This is a genomic window from Paraburkholderia megapolitana, assembly GCF_007556815.1.
Taxonomy (GTDB): Bacteria; Pseudomonadota; Gammaproteobacteria; order Burkholderiales; family Burkholderiaceae; genus Paraburkholderia; species Paraburkholderia megapolitana.
This window is the reverse complement of the sequence record NZ_CP041745.1, coordinates 482,911-497,042: the sequence shown is the minus strand read 5'-3', so window position 1 is coordinate 497,042 and position 14,132 is coordinate 482,911. Positions and strand designations below refer to the sequence as shown.

The 14,132-nt window shown below is 62.4% G+C and carries 15 protein-coding genes; 10 read left to right on the top strand and 5 right to left on the bottom strand.

Going from position 1 to position 14,132, the window contains the following annotated elements; translation table 11 throughout:
* Nucleotides 1–106: 106 nt before the first annotated feature.
* Entirely contained in the window at nucleotides 107–640 is a 534-nt protein-coding gene (locus FNZ07_RS15655; RefSeq protein ID WP_091009728.1) for a single-stranded DNA-binding protein, read from the top strand.
* Nucleotides 641–1,086: 446 nt separating this feature from the next.
* Here the strand turns inward: FNZ07_RS15655 and purU are convergent, their stop codons facing one another.
* The 5 genes from purU to FNZ07_RS15630 form a co-directional block, all read right to left on the bottom strand.
* Nucleotides 1,087–1,956 carry a formyltetrahydrofolate deformylase gene (gene purU, locus FNZ07_RS15650; RefSeq protein WP_091009725.1) on the bottom strand — a complete coding sequence of 290 codons (870 nt, stop codon included), beginning with the start codon at nucleotides 1,954–1,956 and terminating at the stop codon, nucleotides 1,087–1,089.
* 61 nt (nucleotides 1,957–2,017) lie between these two features.
* Complete coding sequence (locus tag FNZ07_RS15645; RefSeq protein ID WP_091009722.1) at nucleotides 2,018–2,866, bottom strand: NUDIX hydrolase; 849 nt, start codon at nucleotides 2,864–2,866, stop codon at nucleotides 2,018–2,020.
* A 26-nt stretch (nucleotides 2,867–2,892) separates the two neighbouring features.
* On the bottom strand, nucleotides 2,893–3,507 hold the full coding sequence (locus tag FNZ07_RS15640; protein WP_091009719.1) for a LysE family translocator: 615 nt from the start codon (nucleotides 3,505–3,507) through the stop codon (nucleotides 2,893–2,895).
* A gap of 54 nt (nucleotides 3,508–3,561) precedes the next feature.
* Nucleotides 3,562–4,128, bottom strand: coding sequence for an adenine phosphoribosyltransferase (locus tag FNZ07_RS15635; protein WP_091009715.1), 567 nt, complete (start codon nucleotides 4,126–4,128; stop codon nucleotides 3,562–3,564).
* A 65-nt stretch (nucleotides 4,129–4,193) separates the two neighbouring features.
* Nucleotides 4,194–6,197: a monovalent cation:proton antiporter family protein gene (locus FNZ07_RS15630; RefSeq protein ID WP_091009712.1), complete on the bottom strand. Its 2,004-nt coding sequence runs from the start codon at nucleotides 6,195–6,197 to the stop codon at nucleotides 4,194–4,196.
* A gap of 159 nt (nucleotides 6,198–6,356) precedes the next feature.
* On the opposite strand from FNZ07_RS15630, the gene kdsD reads away from it, so the two are divergent.
* The 9 genes from kdsD to hprK all read left to right on the top strand — a co-directional run bounded on the left by kdsD (nucleotide 6,357) and on the right by hprK (nucleotide 14,104).
* Nucleotides 6,357–7,340, top strand: coding sequence for an arabinose 5-phosphate isomerase KdsD (gene kdsD / locus FNZ07_RS15625; RefSeq protein ID WP_091009709.1), 984 nt, complete (start codon nucleotides 6,357–6,359; stop codon nucleotides 7,338–7,340).
* Complete coding sequence (locus tag FNZ07_RS15620) at nucleotides 7,340–7,888, top strand: KdsC family phosphatase (protein ID WP_091009706.1); 549 nt, start codon at nucleotides 7,340–7,342, stop codon at nucleotides 7,886–7,888. The genes kdsD and FNZ07_RS15620 overlap by 1 nt, the downstream gene beginning before the upstream one ends.
* Nucleotides 7,889–7,892: 4 nt before the next feature.
* On the top strand, nucleotides 7,893–8,501 hold the full coding sequence (gene lptC / locus FNZ07_RS15615) for an LPS export ABC transporter periplasmic protein LptC (RefSeq protein WP_091009704.1): 609 nt from the start codon (nucleotides 7,893–7,895) through the stop codon (nucleotides 8,499–8,501).
* A 20-nt stretch (nucleotides 8,502–8,521) separates the two neighbouring features.
* Complete coding sequence (lptA, locus tag FNZ07_RS15610; RefSeq protein WP_091009701.1) at nucleotides 8,522–9,211, top strand: lipopolysaccharide transport periplasmic protein LptA; 690 nt, start codon at nucleotides 8,522–8,524, stop codon at nucleotides 9,209–9,211.
* A complete protein-coding gene (gene lptB / locus FNZ07_RS15605; protein WP_091009698.1) occupies nucleotides 9,208–9,990 on the top strand; it encodes an LPS export ABC transporter ATP-binding protein in 783 nt (260 codons plus the stop codon). The genes lptA and lptB overlap by 4 nt, the downstream gene beginning before the upstream one ends.
* Nucleotides 9,991–10,183: 193 nt before the next feature.
* The gene (locus FNZ07_RS15600; protein WP_091009694.1) at nucleotides 10,184–11,701 is read left to right on the top strand and encodes an RNA polymerase factor sigma-54; all 1,518 of its coding nucleotides are present in this window, start codon (nucleotides 10,184–10,186) and stop codon (nucleotides 11,699–11,701) included.
* Between the two features lie 167 nt (nucleotides 11,702–11,868).
* Nucleotides 11,869–12,228 (top strand): ribosome hibernation-promoting factor, HPF/YfiA family, encoded by a 360-nt coding sequence (gene hpf, locus FNZ07_RS15595; RefSeq protein WP_091009691.1) that lies wholly within the window; start codon nucleotides 11,869–11,871, stop codon nucleotides 12,226–12,228.
* Between the two features lie 314 nt (nucleotides 12,229–12,542).
* Nucleotides 12,543–12,998 (top strand): PTS IIA-like nitrogen regulatory protein PtsN, encoded by a 456-nt coding sequence (gene ptsN / locus FNZ07_RS15590; protein ID WP_091009688.1) that lies wholly within the window; start codon nucleotides 12,543–12,545, stop codon nucleotides 12,996–12,998.
* Nucleotides 12,999–13,135: 137 nt separating this feature from the next.
* Nucleotides 13,136–14,104 carry an HPr(Ser) kinase/phosphatase gene (gene hprK / locus FNZ07_RS15585; RefSeq protein ID WP_091009686.1) on the top strand — a complete coding sequence of 323 codons (969 nt, stop codon included), beginning with the start codon at nucleotides 13,136–13,138 and terminating at the stop codon, nucleotides 14,102–14,104.
* Nucleotides 14,105–14,132: the final 28 nt, after the last annotated feature.

Sequence of the window (14,132 nt, the reverse complement as noted above, 5' to 3'; positions counted from 1 at the left end):
CTGTGGTTTTTTCCGCTGCCGGCGACCTGTCAACAGGCGGCCGCGACGCGAAAACCGCGCAGCGCAACGCCGCCCGAAACGGAATCAGGATCAACAGGAGAAACTCATGGCATCCGTGAACAAGGTCATTCTCGTCGGCAATCTCGGCGCCGATCCGGAAGTCCGTTATCTTCCGAGCGGCGACGCGGTGGCGAATATCCGCCTTGCTACGACCGACCGCTATAAGGAAAAGGCGTCCGGCGAAATGAAGGAAGCCACCGAATGGCATCGCGTGTCGTTCTTCGGGCGGCTCGCGGAGATCGTGTCGGAATATCTGAAGAAGGGCTCGTCGGTATATATCGAGGGCCGCATCCGTACGCGTAAGTGGCAGGCTCAGGACGGCACCGACCGTTACTCGACGGAAATCGTGGCTGACCAGATGCAAATGCTGGGTGGGCGCGGCGGTGCAGCCGGTGCGGGCGATGACGGCGGCGCCAGTTATAGCCGCGGTGAGCCGTCGGAGCGTAGCTCGGGTGGTGGGCGTGCTGCATCGTCGGGTGGTGGTGGCGCGGCGCGTAGCGGCGGCGGCGGTGGATCGAGCCGTCCGAGCGCGCCGGCGGGTGGCGGGTTTGATGAGATGGATGACGATATTCCGTTCTAACCGGAATATTTCAATTCGCTGTAAAGCAGGCCTCGGCTTCTTCTTTCAAATCTAGTATTTGGAAGATGAATTCGGGGCTGTTTTTTTGCCGCCAACGAAACACCGCGCAGAACGCACGAAGGGCCGGCTTCCCAAGTGGTCACCCAACTGCGAGCACGTAGTGCGAGTGGGATGAATGACGGCCTTGTCACTACCGTTGGAAGCGCGAGGGATGATCTCGTCTCGGACCACTACCGCGTCAGCACGAGGGCGACACTTGGGCGCGGGCCACTTAGGTCACACGCGGAAACGACCCGCTATCGTCTCGAGCGGCTTTCTTTGCTTACTTTCTTTGCCGCGCAAAGAAAGTAAGTGCCGCCCCGCACAGGGGCAACGCCTGCGCCGCGAGGCGCCAAAACAAAGCCGCCGGCACAGGCAAAAGACAGCCGCCGGCCAAGGCAAAAAACCTACCGGAATACAACGGTCTTAGTCCCGTTGATCAAAATCCGATTCTCCACATGCCACTTAACGGCACGCGCCAACGTCACACACTCCACATCACGCCCAATAGCCGTTAATTGCTCCGGCGTCATACTGTGATCCACCCGCTCCACTTCCTGCTCGACAATCGGCCCCTCATCGAGATCGGTAGTCACATAGTGCGCAGTCGCACCAATCAACTTCACACCACGATCGAACGCCTGGTAATAAGGCTTGGCCCCCTTAAAACTCGGCAGAAACGAATGATGAATATTGATCGCCCGGCCAGCCAGCCGCTCGCATAACTGCGGCGACAAAATCTGCATATACCGCGCAAGCACGACCAGATCCGCACGCTGCTCTTCGATCACTTCCAGCACACGCGCCTCCTGCGCAGCCTTCGCATCAGGCGTGCCGCCCAGCAGCGGAAAATGATGAAACGGAATGTCGTAGCTCGCAGCCAGTTGATAGAACTCTTTGTGATTCGAAATGATCGCGGGAATCTCGATCGACAGTTGCCCCGTGCGATAGCGAAACAGCAGATCGTTCAGGCAATGCCCGATCTTCGACACCATGATCACCACGCGCGGTTTCACCGTCGCGTCATGCAGTTCCCAACGCATCTCGAACTGCTGCGCGAGCGTATCGAATGACGCACGCAGTACATCCAGCCCAGGATCGCCGCCCACCTGCTGAAAATGCACCCGCATGAAGAACTCGCCAGTACCGCTATCGCCGAACTGCGCCGAGTCGAGAATATTGCTGCCCAGTTCGAACAGAAAACCCGATACCGCATGGACGATGCCCGGCCGATCAGCACACGAAAGTTTGAGAATGAAGCTGTGATCGGTCGACATGCGCTGGGGGCTCCCTGGGTTAATCGTTGACTGATTTCAATGTTCGATGGATAGCGTGCATTCAGCGCAGCACCGGCGGCGCAAATACCGCGTCGATACCCGTGCAGGCCTCTTCGTCGATCCATCGGCGGCGTAGCAGGCAGTCGAGCGTTGCAAGACTCGCGTCGACTGTCATCGCGCCCTCTTCGATGCTGCGTGCAACGTCGTCGATGCGCGCGAGCCGGTGCTCGCCCACTTCGCCATCCTGATTGCGCGGCGTAAAGCCGGCCGGTAGTGCGAGGTCGTAAATAAAGATCTGCTCGGCCTGGGTGCCTTCCGGCAGCGACTGCAGCACGTGGGCCGTGCGGCCCGGTGTCGCGCGCGCGGCGATGTCTTCGGGAATGCCCGCTTCTTCCCAGCATTCCTTGACGATCGTCTCGCGAATCCCGAAACCCCAACCGATACCACCCGCCACGACGTTGTCGAGCATGCCCGGATCGGTTGCCTTCGTGTCGCTGCGCCGCGCGATCCACATCTGTGGCGCGCCGTCTGCGTATTCTACGACGCCGTTCAGATGCACCGCATACGTCATCGTGCCGAAGAAGCGCGACGCCGCGCGTTCGATGTACGCGAGCGGCGGCGCATCGAATGCATTGCGGATCGCGTAAGTTTCGTCGCGCCAGCCAGGAATCCGGCCATCCGCAGCCAACGCGCCGATTACCGCGCCGAGGGCTGCGCTGCGTTCGTCGGCGGTCGTGAATTGCGGCGCAAGCACGATGCGCGTTGCGTCGATCTCGAACACATCGGGCCAGCGCGTCAGCAGCGGTACGTCGGTTGCGCGAATCCAGCCGACCTGCTGCGTGTCGATCCAGAACGGTCGATGCGCAGCCGGATCGAAACGACGTGCATCGGCAATGCAGGGCAAGCTCATGCGAACTCCTTGTGTCGGTACGCCGTCTAGTCGCGCAGCGCCACGCGGATGCCGATCGCGATGAAGGTCGCACCGGCAAGCCGGTCGAGCCACACGCCGACACTCGGCCGGCGCCGCAGCCAGCCGCCGATCATCCCCGCACACACGCCGAAGATCGAGAACACCACGACCGTCTGCAGCATGAACAGCAAGCCGAGTTCGAGCATCTGCAGCGTGACGCCCTGCGAGCCGTGCGGATCGACGAACTGCGGCAGGAACACGATGAAGAACAACGTGACCTTCGGGTTCAGGATGTTGCCGAGCACGCTCTGGCGAAACACTGTCGAAAGCGGCTGCGGCGGGCGCTCATGAGCGGTGGAAAGCCCGCGACTACGCAGCGCCTTGATACCGATCCACACCAGATACGCAGCACCTGCGAGCTTGATGATCTCGAACGCCACCGGCGACGAGCGCAGCACCGCGGCGACGCCAAGCGCGGCTAGCGTGGTGTGGAACGTGAGGCCGGCAGCAAAACCGAAGGCAGCAACGAGGCCGGCGGCGCGGCCCTGCGAAATGCCGCGCGCAAGCACCTGAAGATTGTCCGGACCGGGCGCAAAAGTGATCGCAACCGAAGTCGCGAGAAACAGCAGGAAATTGGGCATGGTCGATAACCTGAGCGAGTTGAACGGCGTTGAACGAAGTTGAACCGGCGCGACCTAGTGGCCGCCGAATTCCGTGACGGTATAGAGCGGCAAACCCGCTGCGCGCAACCGGCCGGAACCACCGAGGTCCGGCAAATCAATGATCGCCGCGCCTTCCACCACGACGGCGCCGAGCCGCTCAAGCAGTTTCTTGCCGGCCATCATCGTGCCGCCCGTGGCGATCAGATCGTCGATGATGACGATGCGGTCGCCGGAACCGCACGCGTCCTCGTGCATCTCCACGGTCGCCGCACCGTATTCGAGATCGTACGATTCGGACACGGTCCGGTACGGCAGCTTGCCGGCCTTGCGGATCGGGATGAAACCGAGGTTCAGCTCATACGCGACGATCGGCCCGATGATGAAGCCGCGCGCATCAAGACCCGCGATGTAATCGAGCTTCGCTTCGATATACCGCTGCACGAACAAGTCGACCAGCACGCGCAGCGCCTTCGGGTGCTGTAACAGCGGCGTGATGTCGCGAAACTGCACGCCCGGCTGCGGCCAGTCCGGCACCGTGCGAATCTGGCTGTTGACGAAGCCGGCTGCGTCGAACGGCGGGTTCGCTGGCACGTTGGACATGATGTCTCCCTGACGATTTCGCTGTGCGCCCCAAGGGTCGCGAAGGGGCTTCGATTGCTGTGAACTCAGGCGGTCGTGGCGCCGGCCCGCCGATGCTTCGACAGACGCTCTTCGGCCTGCGCCAGCGCCTCCGGCAAGCCGCGCAGCACGACGATATCGCTCGCTCGCAGCTTGGTGGACGGGTCCGGCTCGACGCCGCGAATGCCGTGGCGGCGAATCGCCGTCACTTCGACGCCGACATCGAACAGGCCCAGCTCGGCGAGCGTGCGGCCCACCGCATCCGCTTTTTCGTCGACCGGCACCGATTGTAGCCGCACCTGTTCGTGGCCGTCGTCGTCTTCGACGTCGTCGGCACCGTGAAAATAGCCGCGCAGCAGGCTATAGCGTTCGTCGCGCATTTCCTCGACGCGACGCACGACGCGCCGCATCGGCACACCCATCAGCACAAGCGTATGCGACGCGAGCATCAGGCTGCCTTCGACGATCTCCGGAATCACCTCGGTCGCGCCCGCTGCCAGCAGTTTCTCGAGATCGGCGTCGTCGACGGTACGCACGATCACGGGCAGCGTCGGTTCGAGTTCGTGGATGTTGTGCAGCACGCGCAGTGCCGACGGCGTGTTCGCATAGGTGATCGCGATCGTCGCCGCGCGATGAATACCGGCTGCAAGCAGCGACTCGCGCCGCCCCGCATCGCCGAACACCACCGATTCGCCGGCCGTCGCAGCCGCGGATACACGGTCGGGGTCGAGATCGAGCGCGACATACGAGAGCCCTTCGTGTTCGAGCATACGCGCGAGGTTCTGCCCCGAACGGCCATAACCGCAGATGATCACGTGACCGCTCTGCTTGAGGCTTTGCGTCGCGATGCGCGTCATCTGCAACGACTGCTGCATCCATTCCGTCGACGACAGCCGCAGCACGATGCGATCGGCGTTCTGGATCAGGAACGGGGCGGCGAGCATCGACAGCAGCATCGCGGCGAGAATCGCCTGCAACAGCGTCGCGTCGACGAGATGCTTGTCGAGAATCAGGTTCAGCAGCACGAAGCCGAATTCGCCGGCCTGCGCGAGCCCGAGGCCGGTGCGCATCGCCACGCCCGGTGTCGCGCCGAACAGGCGCGACAGCGCGGTGATCATCACGGTCTTCAGCAACAACGGCCCGACCAGGAAGCCGAGCACGATGAACGGGTGTTCCCACACCACGCGCGGATTGAGCAGCATGCCGGTCGTGACGAAGAAGAGCCCGAGCAGCACGTCGCGAAACGGCTTGATGTCCTCTTCCACCTGGTGGCGATACGGCGTCTCGGCGATCAGCATGCCGGCGATAAACGCCCCCAACGCGAGCGACAGGCCGAATTTATCGGTAATAAACGCGGCGCCGAGCGTGACGAGCAGCAGGTTCAGAATGAACAGTTCCTGCGAGCGCCGCCGCGCGACGACGTTGAACCAGCGCGTCATGAACTTCTGCCCGACGATCAGCAGCAGCGCCAGTGCCACGACGATCTTCACCGATGCGAGCCCGAGCGCCGCGACCAGATCCTTCGAATCGCCACCGAGCGCCGCAATGATGATCAGGAGCGGCACCACGGCCAGATCCTGGAACAGCAGCACGCCGAAAATATTACGACCGTGCTCAGTCTCGATCTCCATCCTCTCGGCGAGCATCTTGCTGACGATCGCCGTCGACGACATCGCGAGCGCGCCGCCCAGCGCGATGCTCGCCTGCCACGTGATGTGCACCCAGCGCTCCAGCACGAAGCCGAGCGACACCGCAACCGCGATGGTGCCGAGCACCTGCAGCAGCCCGAGACCGAACACGAGCCGGCGCATCGAGCGCAACTTGGCCAGCGAAAATTCCAGCCCGATCGAAAACATCAGGAACACGACGCCGAATTCCGCGAGATTCTGCGCGCCCACCGAATCCGGCACGACGCCGGTCGCATGCGGCCCAACGACAATGCCGACGCTCAGATAGCCGAGCATTGGCGGCAGATTCAGGTAACGGAACACGACGACGCCCGCCACTGAAGCCAGCAGCAAAAACAGCGTCATTTCGAGCGGGGAAATCATCGGCAGAAACGCATCGGAAAAGCGTCCTCGTTCGTCAGCGGAACCGGCGCGCGGGCCCGGTGCGAGGGCATGCGCGGCAGGGTCGAGAGGCCCCTGAGGGCAGCCGCCAGGCTGGTCCGGCCCGGCGCGGCGAACATACGCCTTTGCTATACTCCGCGAATGATAGCGAAAATCAATGGCGACCGGGCACTTGCGCTCGCTCGCGACGTGCTCGACATCGAAGCGGACGCCGTGCGCGCGCTTCGCGATCAGCTCGACGAAGGCTTCGTCGAAGCGATCGACCTCATCCTGAGCTGCCGCGGCCGGGTGGTCGTCTCGGGCATCGGCAAATCCGGCCATATCGCCCGCAAGCTCGCGGCGACCTTTGCCAGCACCGGCACGCCGGCGTTCTTCGTCCATCCCGCCGAGGCCAGCCACGGCGATCTCGGCATGATCACCTCTGAAGACGTATTCGTCGCGATGTCGAATTCCGGCGAATCCGAAGAGCTGGTCGCGATCTTGCCCACCATCAAGCGGCTCGGCGTGAAGCTGATCGCCGTGACCGGCCGCCCTCAGTCGAGCCTCGCGCAGCTGGCCGACGTGCACCTGAACGCGTTCGTATCGAAAGAAGCGTGTCCGCTGAATCTCGCGCCCACCGCCAGCACCACAGCGGCACTTGCGCTCGGCGATGCGCTTGCGGTCGCGGTGCTCGATGCGCGCGGTTTCGGCGTCGACGACTTTGCGCGTTCGCATCCGGGCGGTGCGCTCGGCCGGCGCCTGCTCACCTACGTACGCGACGTGATGCGCACCGACGACCAGATACCGAAGGTCACCGGCGCGGCCACCGTGCGCGATGCACTGTTCCAGCTGACCGCAAAACGCATGGGGATGACCGCGATCGTCAACGATCACGATCACGTGGAAGGCATCTTCACCGACGGCGACCTGCGCCGTGTGCTCGAACGGGACGGCGATTTCCGCGAACTACCGATCGCATCGGTGATGACACACGCGCCGCGTACCATCGGGGCGGACCACCTGGCTGTGGAAGCCGTCGAACTGATGGAGCGCTACCGCATCAACCAGATGCTGGTCGTCGACGACGCTGGCAAACTCATCGGTGCGCTCAACATGCACGACCTGTTCTCGAAGAAGGTGATCTGATGGCTTCCTCGCCTGCCTCCACTCCAAGCGCCACCGAACGCGCGAGCCGCGTCAAGTTGATGATTTTCGACGTCGACGGCGTGCTGACCGACGGCGGCCTGATGTTCACCGCGGAAGGCGACACGATGAAGTCGTTCAACTCGATGGACGGCCACGGCGCGAAATTGCTGCGCGAAGCCGGCATCGACACGGCGATCATCACCGGCCGGCAGTCGGGCATCGTCGCCGTGCGCGCGAAGGAACTGCGAATCAAACACCTGTATCAGGGCGTCGAGCACAAGCTCGTCGCGTTCAACGAGTTGCTGAAGGAAACCGGCATTGCGGCCGAAGAATGCGGCTATATGGGCGACGACTGGCCCGATCTCGCCGTGATGCTGAAAGTGGGCTTCGCGGCCGCACCCGCCAACTCGCACCCCGAGATCCTCGCGCGCGCGCATTGGGTCAGCAAGGCACGCGGCGGCCACGGCGCGGTGCGCGAGCTGTGCGACACGCTGCTGCATGCGCAACAGCGCTACGATGCGCTGCTGAAAGCCGCGTGCGAAGGGTGAACGGATGAACCGGTTTCGTCTGACCTCGCTGCTGCCGCTCGTCGCCATGGCCGCCCTCGCCGGGATTACGTGGTGGCTGCTGCAGGCCACCCTGCCACCGCCGAATGAAGGCCTGGTACGCCCGAAAACGCATACACCCGACTACTTCGCCGATAATTTCTCGGTTTCCGAACTGGATCAGTCAGGAGCAACGCAGTATCGCCTGACGGCGAAGCACCTGATCCACTACGAAGACGACGAGGACAGCGATCTGACGTTGCCGGCCCTGCGCGCGTTCCAGCCGGGCAAGCCGATCGTCACGGCGACCGGCGATACCGGCACGGTCAACGGCGACGCGTCGATCGTCAATCTGTACGGCAACGCGCAGATCCTGCGGGCCCCCGGCGACGGCGACCCGCAGATGCAGGCCAATTCCGAACATTTCCGCGTGCTCGTGAACGACGATGTGATCGAGACCGAAAAGCCGGTTAAACTTCAGCGCGGCCTGTCTGTAATGACGGCCAGCGGCATGAACTACAACAACGTCACCCGGGTCATACAGCTCTTCGGCAACGTCCGCGGCGCGATCGCCCCGTCAGATTCGTCCGGCGGCTCCCTGAGGCAACCCGGGTAATCCATTCCAGGCGTGACTGCATGAACGAATCGCTCCTCCGTTTTGATACCGGCTGTCCGCGCACGCTGGCCTCGTCCCTCGCCGCATGGCGCGCCGGGCTAGCAGCGCTGCTCGTCGCGCTGCCGCTGGCCGGCTTCGCGCCGCTCGCGCACGCCGAACGCGCCGACCGCGACAAGCCGATGAACATCGAATCGGACAACATGACTTACGACGACCTGAAACAACTCACCATCTTCACCGGCCACGTGGTCGCGACGAAGGGCACGATCGTCATCAAGGCCGATCGTGTCGAGGTGTCTCAGGACCCGCAGGGCTACCAGTACGCGACTGGTACGTCGACCGGCCAGAACCTCTCCTATTTCCGGCAGAAACGCGAAGGCGTCGACGAATACATCGAAGGCACAGCCGAGCGGATCGATTACGACGGCAAGCAGGATCTGACCACACTGACGACGCGCGCCACCGTGCGCCGTTTGCAGGGTCTGTCGACGGTTATGGACGAAGTGCACGGCAGCGTGATCACCTACGACGGCCAGAACGACTTCTACACCGCAAAGGCCGGCAAGGATGTCGCCGGCCCGGGCAATCCGAATGGCCGCGTGCGCGCGATGCTGTCGCCGCGTAACGGCGGCCCCGCGCCGCTCACCGGCGCTTCCGCCACCCTCGTGCCCGCCACGCAATTCCCGGCACCCGGAGCGACCCAGCCGTGAATACGCCCACGCTCCCCCATCGCAAGCCGGCCGGCACCAGCAGCTCGCTGGTCGTGCGCAACCTGAAGAAACGCTACGGTTCGCGTACGGTCGTCAAGGACGTATCGCTCGACGTGAAAAGCGGCGAAGTGGTCGGCCTGCTCGGCCCGAACGGCGCCGGCAAGACCACGTCGTTCTACATGATCGTCGGCCTCGTGCCGCTCGATGCCGGCGAGATCGATCTCGACGGCAAGTCGATCAGTCTGCTGCCCATTCACAAGCGCGCCTCGCTCGGTCTGTCGTATTTGCCGCAGGAAGCTTCGGTGTTCCGCAAGCTCAGCGTCGAGGAAAACATCCGCGCGGTGCTGGAGCTGCAAACCGACGACAACGGCAAGCGCCTCACCAAAGATGCGATTTCGCAGCGCACCGAAGCGCTGCTCGACGAACTGCAGATCGCGCATCTACGCGAAAACCCTGCGCTATCGCTGTCAGGCGGCGAACGCCGGCGTGTGGAAATCTGCCGCGCGCTCGCAACGAACCCGAGCTTCATCCTGCTCGACGAACCGTTCGCGGGCGTCGATCCGATCGCGGTGCTGGAAATCCAGAAGATCGTGAAGTTCTTGAAGCAGCGCAATATCGGCGTGCTCATCACGGATCACAACGTGCGCGAGACGCTCGGTATCTGCGATCACGCATACATCATCAGCGACGGCAGCGTGCTGGCCGCCGGCGCGCCCGGCGACATCATTGAAAACGAAAACGTTCGGCGCGTCTATCTAGGCGAACACTTCCGCATGTAACTGCGCGGGCCCGTCTACCAGGCGCGGCAGTGCGACGCACTGTCGCGCCTGTCCCTTCGTCTGGTCTCCGGTTATTTCTGACGAGCTGCCCCGCGGCGCGCCCTGTCGCACCGAAACCGGGCACACGCGTTTTCGCGAATGTCGCAAGGTATCGCGGTCGTGGCAAACTCTTTACAATGAATCTCACATTGCCATGAAAGCCAGCCTCCAACTCCGCCTGTCGCAGCATCTTGCGCTGACACCTCAACTGCAACAGTCCATCCGGCTGCTGCAGCTGTCGACGCTCGAATTGCAGCAGGAGGTGGCAATGGCCATCGCGCAGAATCCGTTGCTCGAGAACGAGGACGACTGGATTGCCAGTCCGTTGCGCGTCGCGGCAGATGGTTCGCTGATCACGCAGACGCAGAGCACATCGGCACCGGAATCGATGAACGGCCCCTCGTCATCGACCTCGTCCACTTCATCGAGCGAGCGTAGCGACGATGGCGAACCACGCGGCGTCGACGAATACAACGGTCTCAGCAACGACAGCAACTCCGACGCAAGCCAGTGGAATCTCGACGATTACGGCCGCTCGGGCAACGCATCCGACGACGACGACCTGCCGCCGCTGCAAATCCACGAATCGAGCACTTCGCTGCGCGATCATCTGATGGCGCAGTTGCGCGTTACGCAGGCAAGTCCACGCGACCGCGCGCTCGTTACGTTCCTCATCGAATCGCTCGACGACGACGGTTATCTGACCGCAACGTTCGAAGAAATACTGACCGATCTACCCGAAGAACTCGAAGTCGATGTCGACGAACTGAATGCAGCGCTCGCGTTGCTGCACAGTTTCGATCCCGCCGGAGTCGGTGCAAGGTCGGCATCGGAATGCTTGCGCCTGCAACTAGTTCGACTCGTTGCGACACCGATCCGTACACTTGCAATCGATATCGTCGCGCATCACCTGGAGTTGCTGGCCGCACGCGATTTCACGCGGCTGCGCAAGCAGTTGAAAGCCAACGACGACGACCTGCGCGACGCTCACGCACTGATCCGTTCGCTCGAACCGTTCCCCGGTGCAGCGTATGGCAAGGCCGAAGCGGATTACGTGGTGCCCGACATCATGGTGCGCAAAACCGCACAAGGATGGCAGGCCGAACTGAATCCTGAAGTCGTGCCGAAACTGCGTATCAATCATCTGTATGCGAACATCCTGCGCAATAACCGCAGCGATCCTGGCAGCGGTTCACTGCGCCAGCAACTGCAGGAAGCACGTTGGCTTATCAAAAATATTCAGCAGCGTTTCGAGACGATCCTGCGGGTTGCGCAGGCTATTGTCGAACGTCAGAAGAATTTTTTTGTGCACGGCGAAATTGCCATGCGCCCCTTGGTTTTGCGGGAAATAGCTGATACGCTGGGGTTACACGAGTCGACGGTTTCGCGTGTAACAACCGGCAAGTACATGCTTACCCCGTTTGGGACGCTTGAATTTAAGTACTTCTTCGGATCGCACGTTTCCACCGACACCGGGGGCGCGGCCTCTTCAACGGCCATTCGCGCACTCATCAAGCAACTGATAGGAGCGGAAAACCCGAAATCTCCTCTTTCAGACAGCCGCATAGCCGAACTGCTGGCAGAGCAGGGTTTCGTGGTCGCACGGCGTACCGTCGCGAAGTACCGCGAAGCGCTCCGAATTCCAGCGGTGAATCTGCGCAAGTCTCTGTAGCCTGCTGCGTGGTGCGGCGGGCATTTTCCGGCCGCCCCGCTGTATGCGGAGCAGGTTGGCCGATAGGACCCGTTAGCAGTCAGTCATCGGGGACGACGAAACGGGCGACAGATCGACCAGCGCTCCCGCAACATGCGGACAAGCGGCCACTAGCTTGGAGAAGCACTATGAATCTGAAGATCAGTGGACACCATCTCGAAGTAACGCCTGCGTTGCGAGAATATGTGATCACCAAACTGGATAGGGTGCTACGGCACTTCGATCAGGTGATCGACGGCAGTGTGGTCCTCTCGGTCGACAATCATAAGGAAAAGGACAAGAGACAGAAGGTTGAAATCAACCTGCATCTGAAGGGCAAGGATATATTTGTCGAGAGCGCGAACGGCGATCTGTACGCTGCGATCGATCTGATGATCGATAAGCTCGACCGCAAGGTGGTACAGCACAAAGACCGCCTGCAAGGCCACCAGCACGACGCGATCAAGTATCAGCCGCTGGCGCCGCAAATCGATGTGCCGCCGCAATAATAGGCAAGATTAGAGGGTTTACCTCACCCCGGAAGAGACCGCCCGCAAGGGCGGTTTTTTGATTCCGCGGCCGCTTTATCAAGGCCTTCCACAGGCGTTCTCGCTATGCACAGCAACGATTGCGCGCCGCACCATCTACAGCAACCCTGTTCTATAATGTCCCGGTTACTTCCGGTCGTACTATGTCGGGGTCGCTCAGCCGGAGTTCCGCGCCTTCAGGCCCAATCGCACGTCATTGCGAGCCTGCGTCGGGCGCAGAACGCCACTCAAATGCCACAGCGAGGAGAATCCAGGCCACGTTTTCGCCTGCCAACATGAATCGTTTAGCCAAATTTCTTCCCCTCGAGAACGTCGTCCTCGGCCTCACCGTCACCAGCAAGAAACGCGTCTTCGAGCAAGCGGGCCTGATTTTCGAAAACCAGAACGGTATCGCCCGCAGCACGGTCACTGACAATCTGTTCGCGCGCGAGCGCCTCGGGTCGACCGGACTCGGCGAAGGCGTCGCGATTCCGCACGGCCGGATCAAGGGTCTGAAGCAGCCGCTGGCGGCGTTCGTGCGCCTCGCCGAACCCATCCCGTTCGAATCGCCGGACGGCCAGCCGGTATCGCTGCTGATCTTCCTGCTGGTGCCGGAGCAGGCCACCCAGCAGCATCTCGAGATTCTCTCGGAGATCGCTCAATTGCTATCCGATCGCGGCACACGCGAACGCCTGCATACCGAAGAAAACCGCGAGGCATTGCACCAGTTGCTGACTCAGTGGCAACCTTGATGCATTATTGGCAGCCCGCAGTCACGCGGGCGACGCTTCTTGCCGCACCCGGCGCAGTCTGGCCGGAATCGCCGCGCTAACGCGGCGGGCTGCACGAAGCGAGCAGCCGCCACGGCCCCCACTGGAGTCACGGACTCATGGACACGTCCAGCATCAACGCCCAAAGCATCTTCGACGACAACGCCGCCATGCTGAAACTCAGCTGGCTGACGGGGCATGAAGGCTGGGAACGCGGTTTTTCCGCTGAAACGGTCACCACCGCGACCTCGAGCGCCGACCTCGTCGGCCACTTGAACCTGATCCACCCGAACCGGATCCAGGTACTTGGTGATGCCGAAACCAACTACTACCAGCGCCAGAGCGAAGAAGACCGGTCGCGCCATATGGCCGAACTGATCGCGCTGGAACCCCCGTTCCTCGTCGTCGCCGGCGGTGTTGCCGCGCCGCCGGAACTGGTGCTGCGCTGCACGCGCTCTTCCACGCCGCTCTTTACGACGCCGATGTCGCCGGCGGCGGTGATCGATAGTCTGCGACTCTACATGTCGCGGATTCTCGCGCCGCGCGCCACGTTGCACGGCGTATTCCTCGACATTCTCGGGATGGGCGTGCTGCTGACCGGCGACTCCGGCCTCGGCAAGAGCGAACTCGGTCTCGAACTGATCAGCCGTGGCCACGGCCTCGTCGCCGACGATGCGGTCGATTTCGTACGCCTCGGGCCGGATTTCGTCGAAGGTCGCTGCCCGCCGCTGCTGCAGAACCTGCTCGAAGTGCGCGGCCTTGGTTTGCTCGACATCAAGACGATCTTCGGGGAAACCGCGGTGCGCCGCAAAATGAAGCTGAAGTTGATCGTTCAACTGGTCCGGCGTCCGGACGGCGAATTCCAGCGTTTGCCGCTGGAAAGCCAGACCGTCGATGTGCTCGGCCTGCCGATCAGCAAGGTCACGATTCAGGTCGCGGCAGGCCGCAACCTCGCGGTGCTGGTGGAAGCGGCGGTGCGCAATACGATCCTGCAACTGCGCGGTATCGATACGCTGCGCGACTTCATGGATCGTCAGCGTCTCGCGATGCAGGACCCGGACAGCCAGTTCCCCGGCAAGCTGATCTGACGGGCTTCTGCGGGGTACCGGCGCGGAG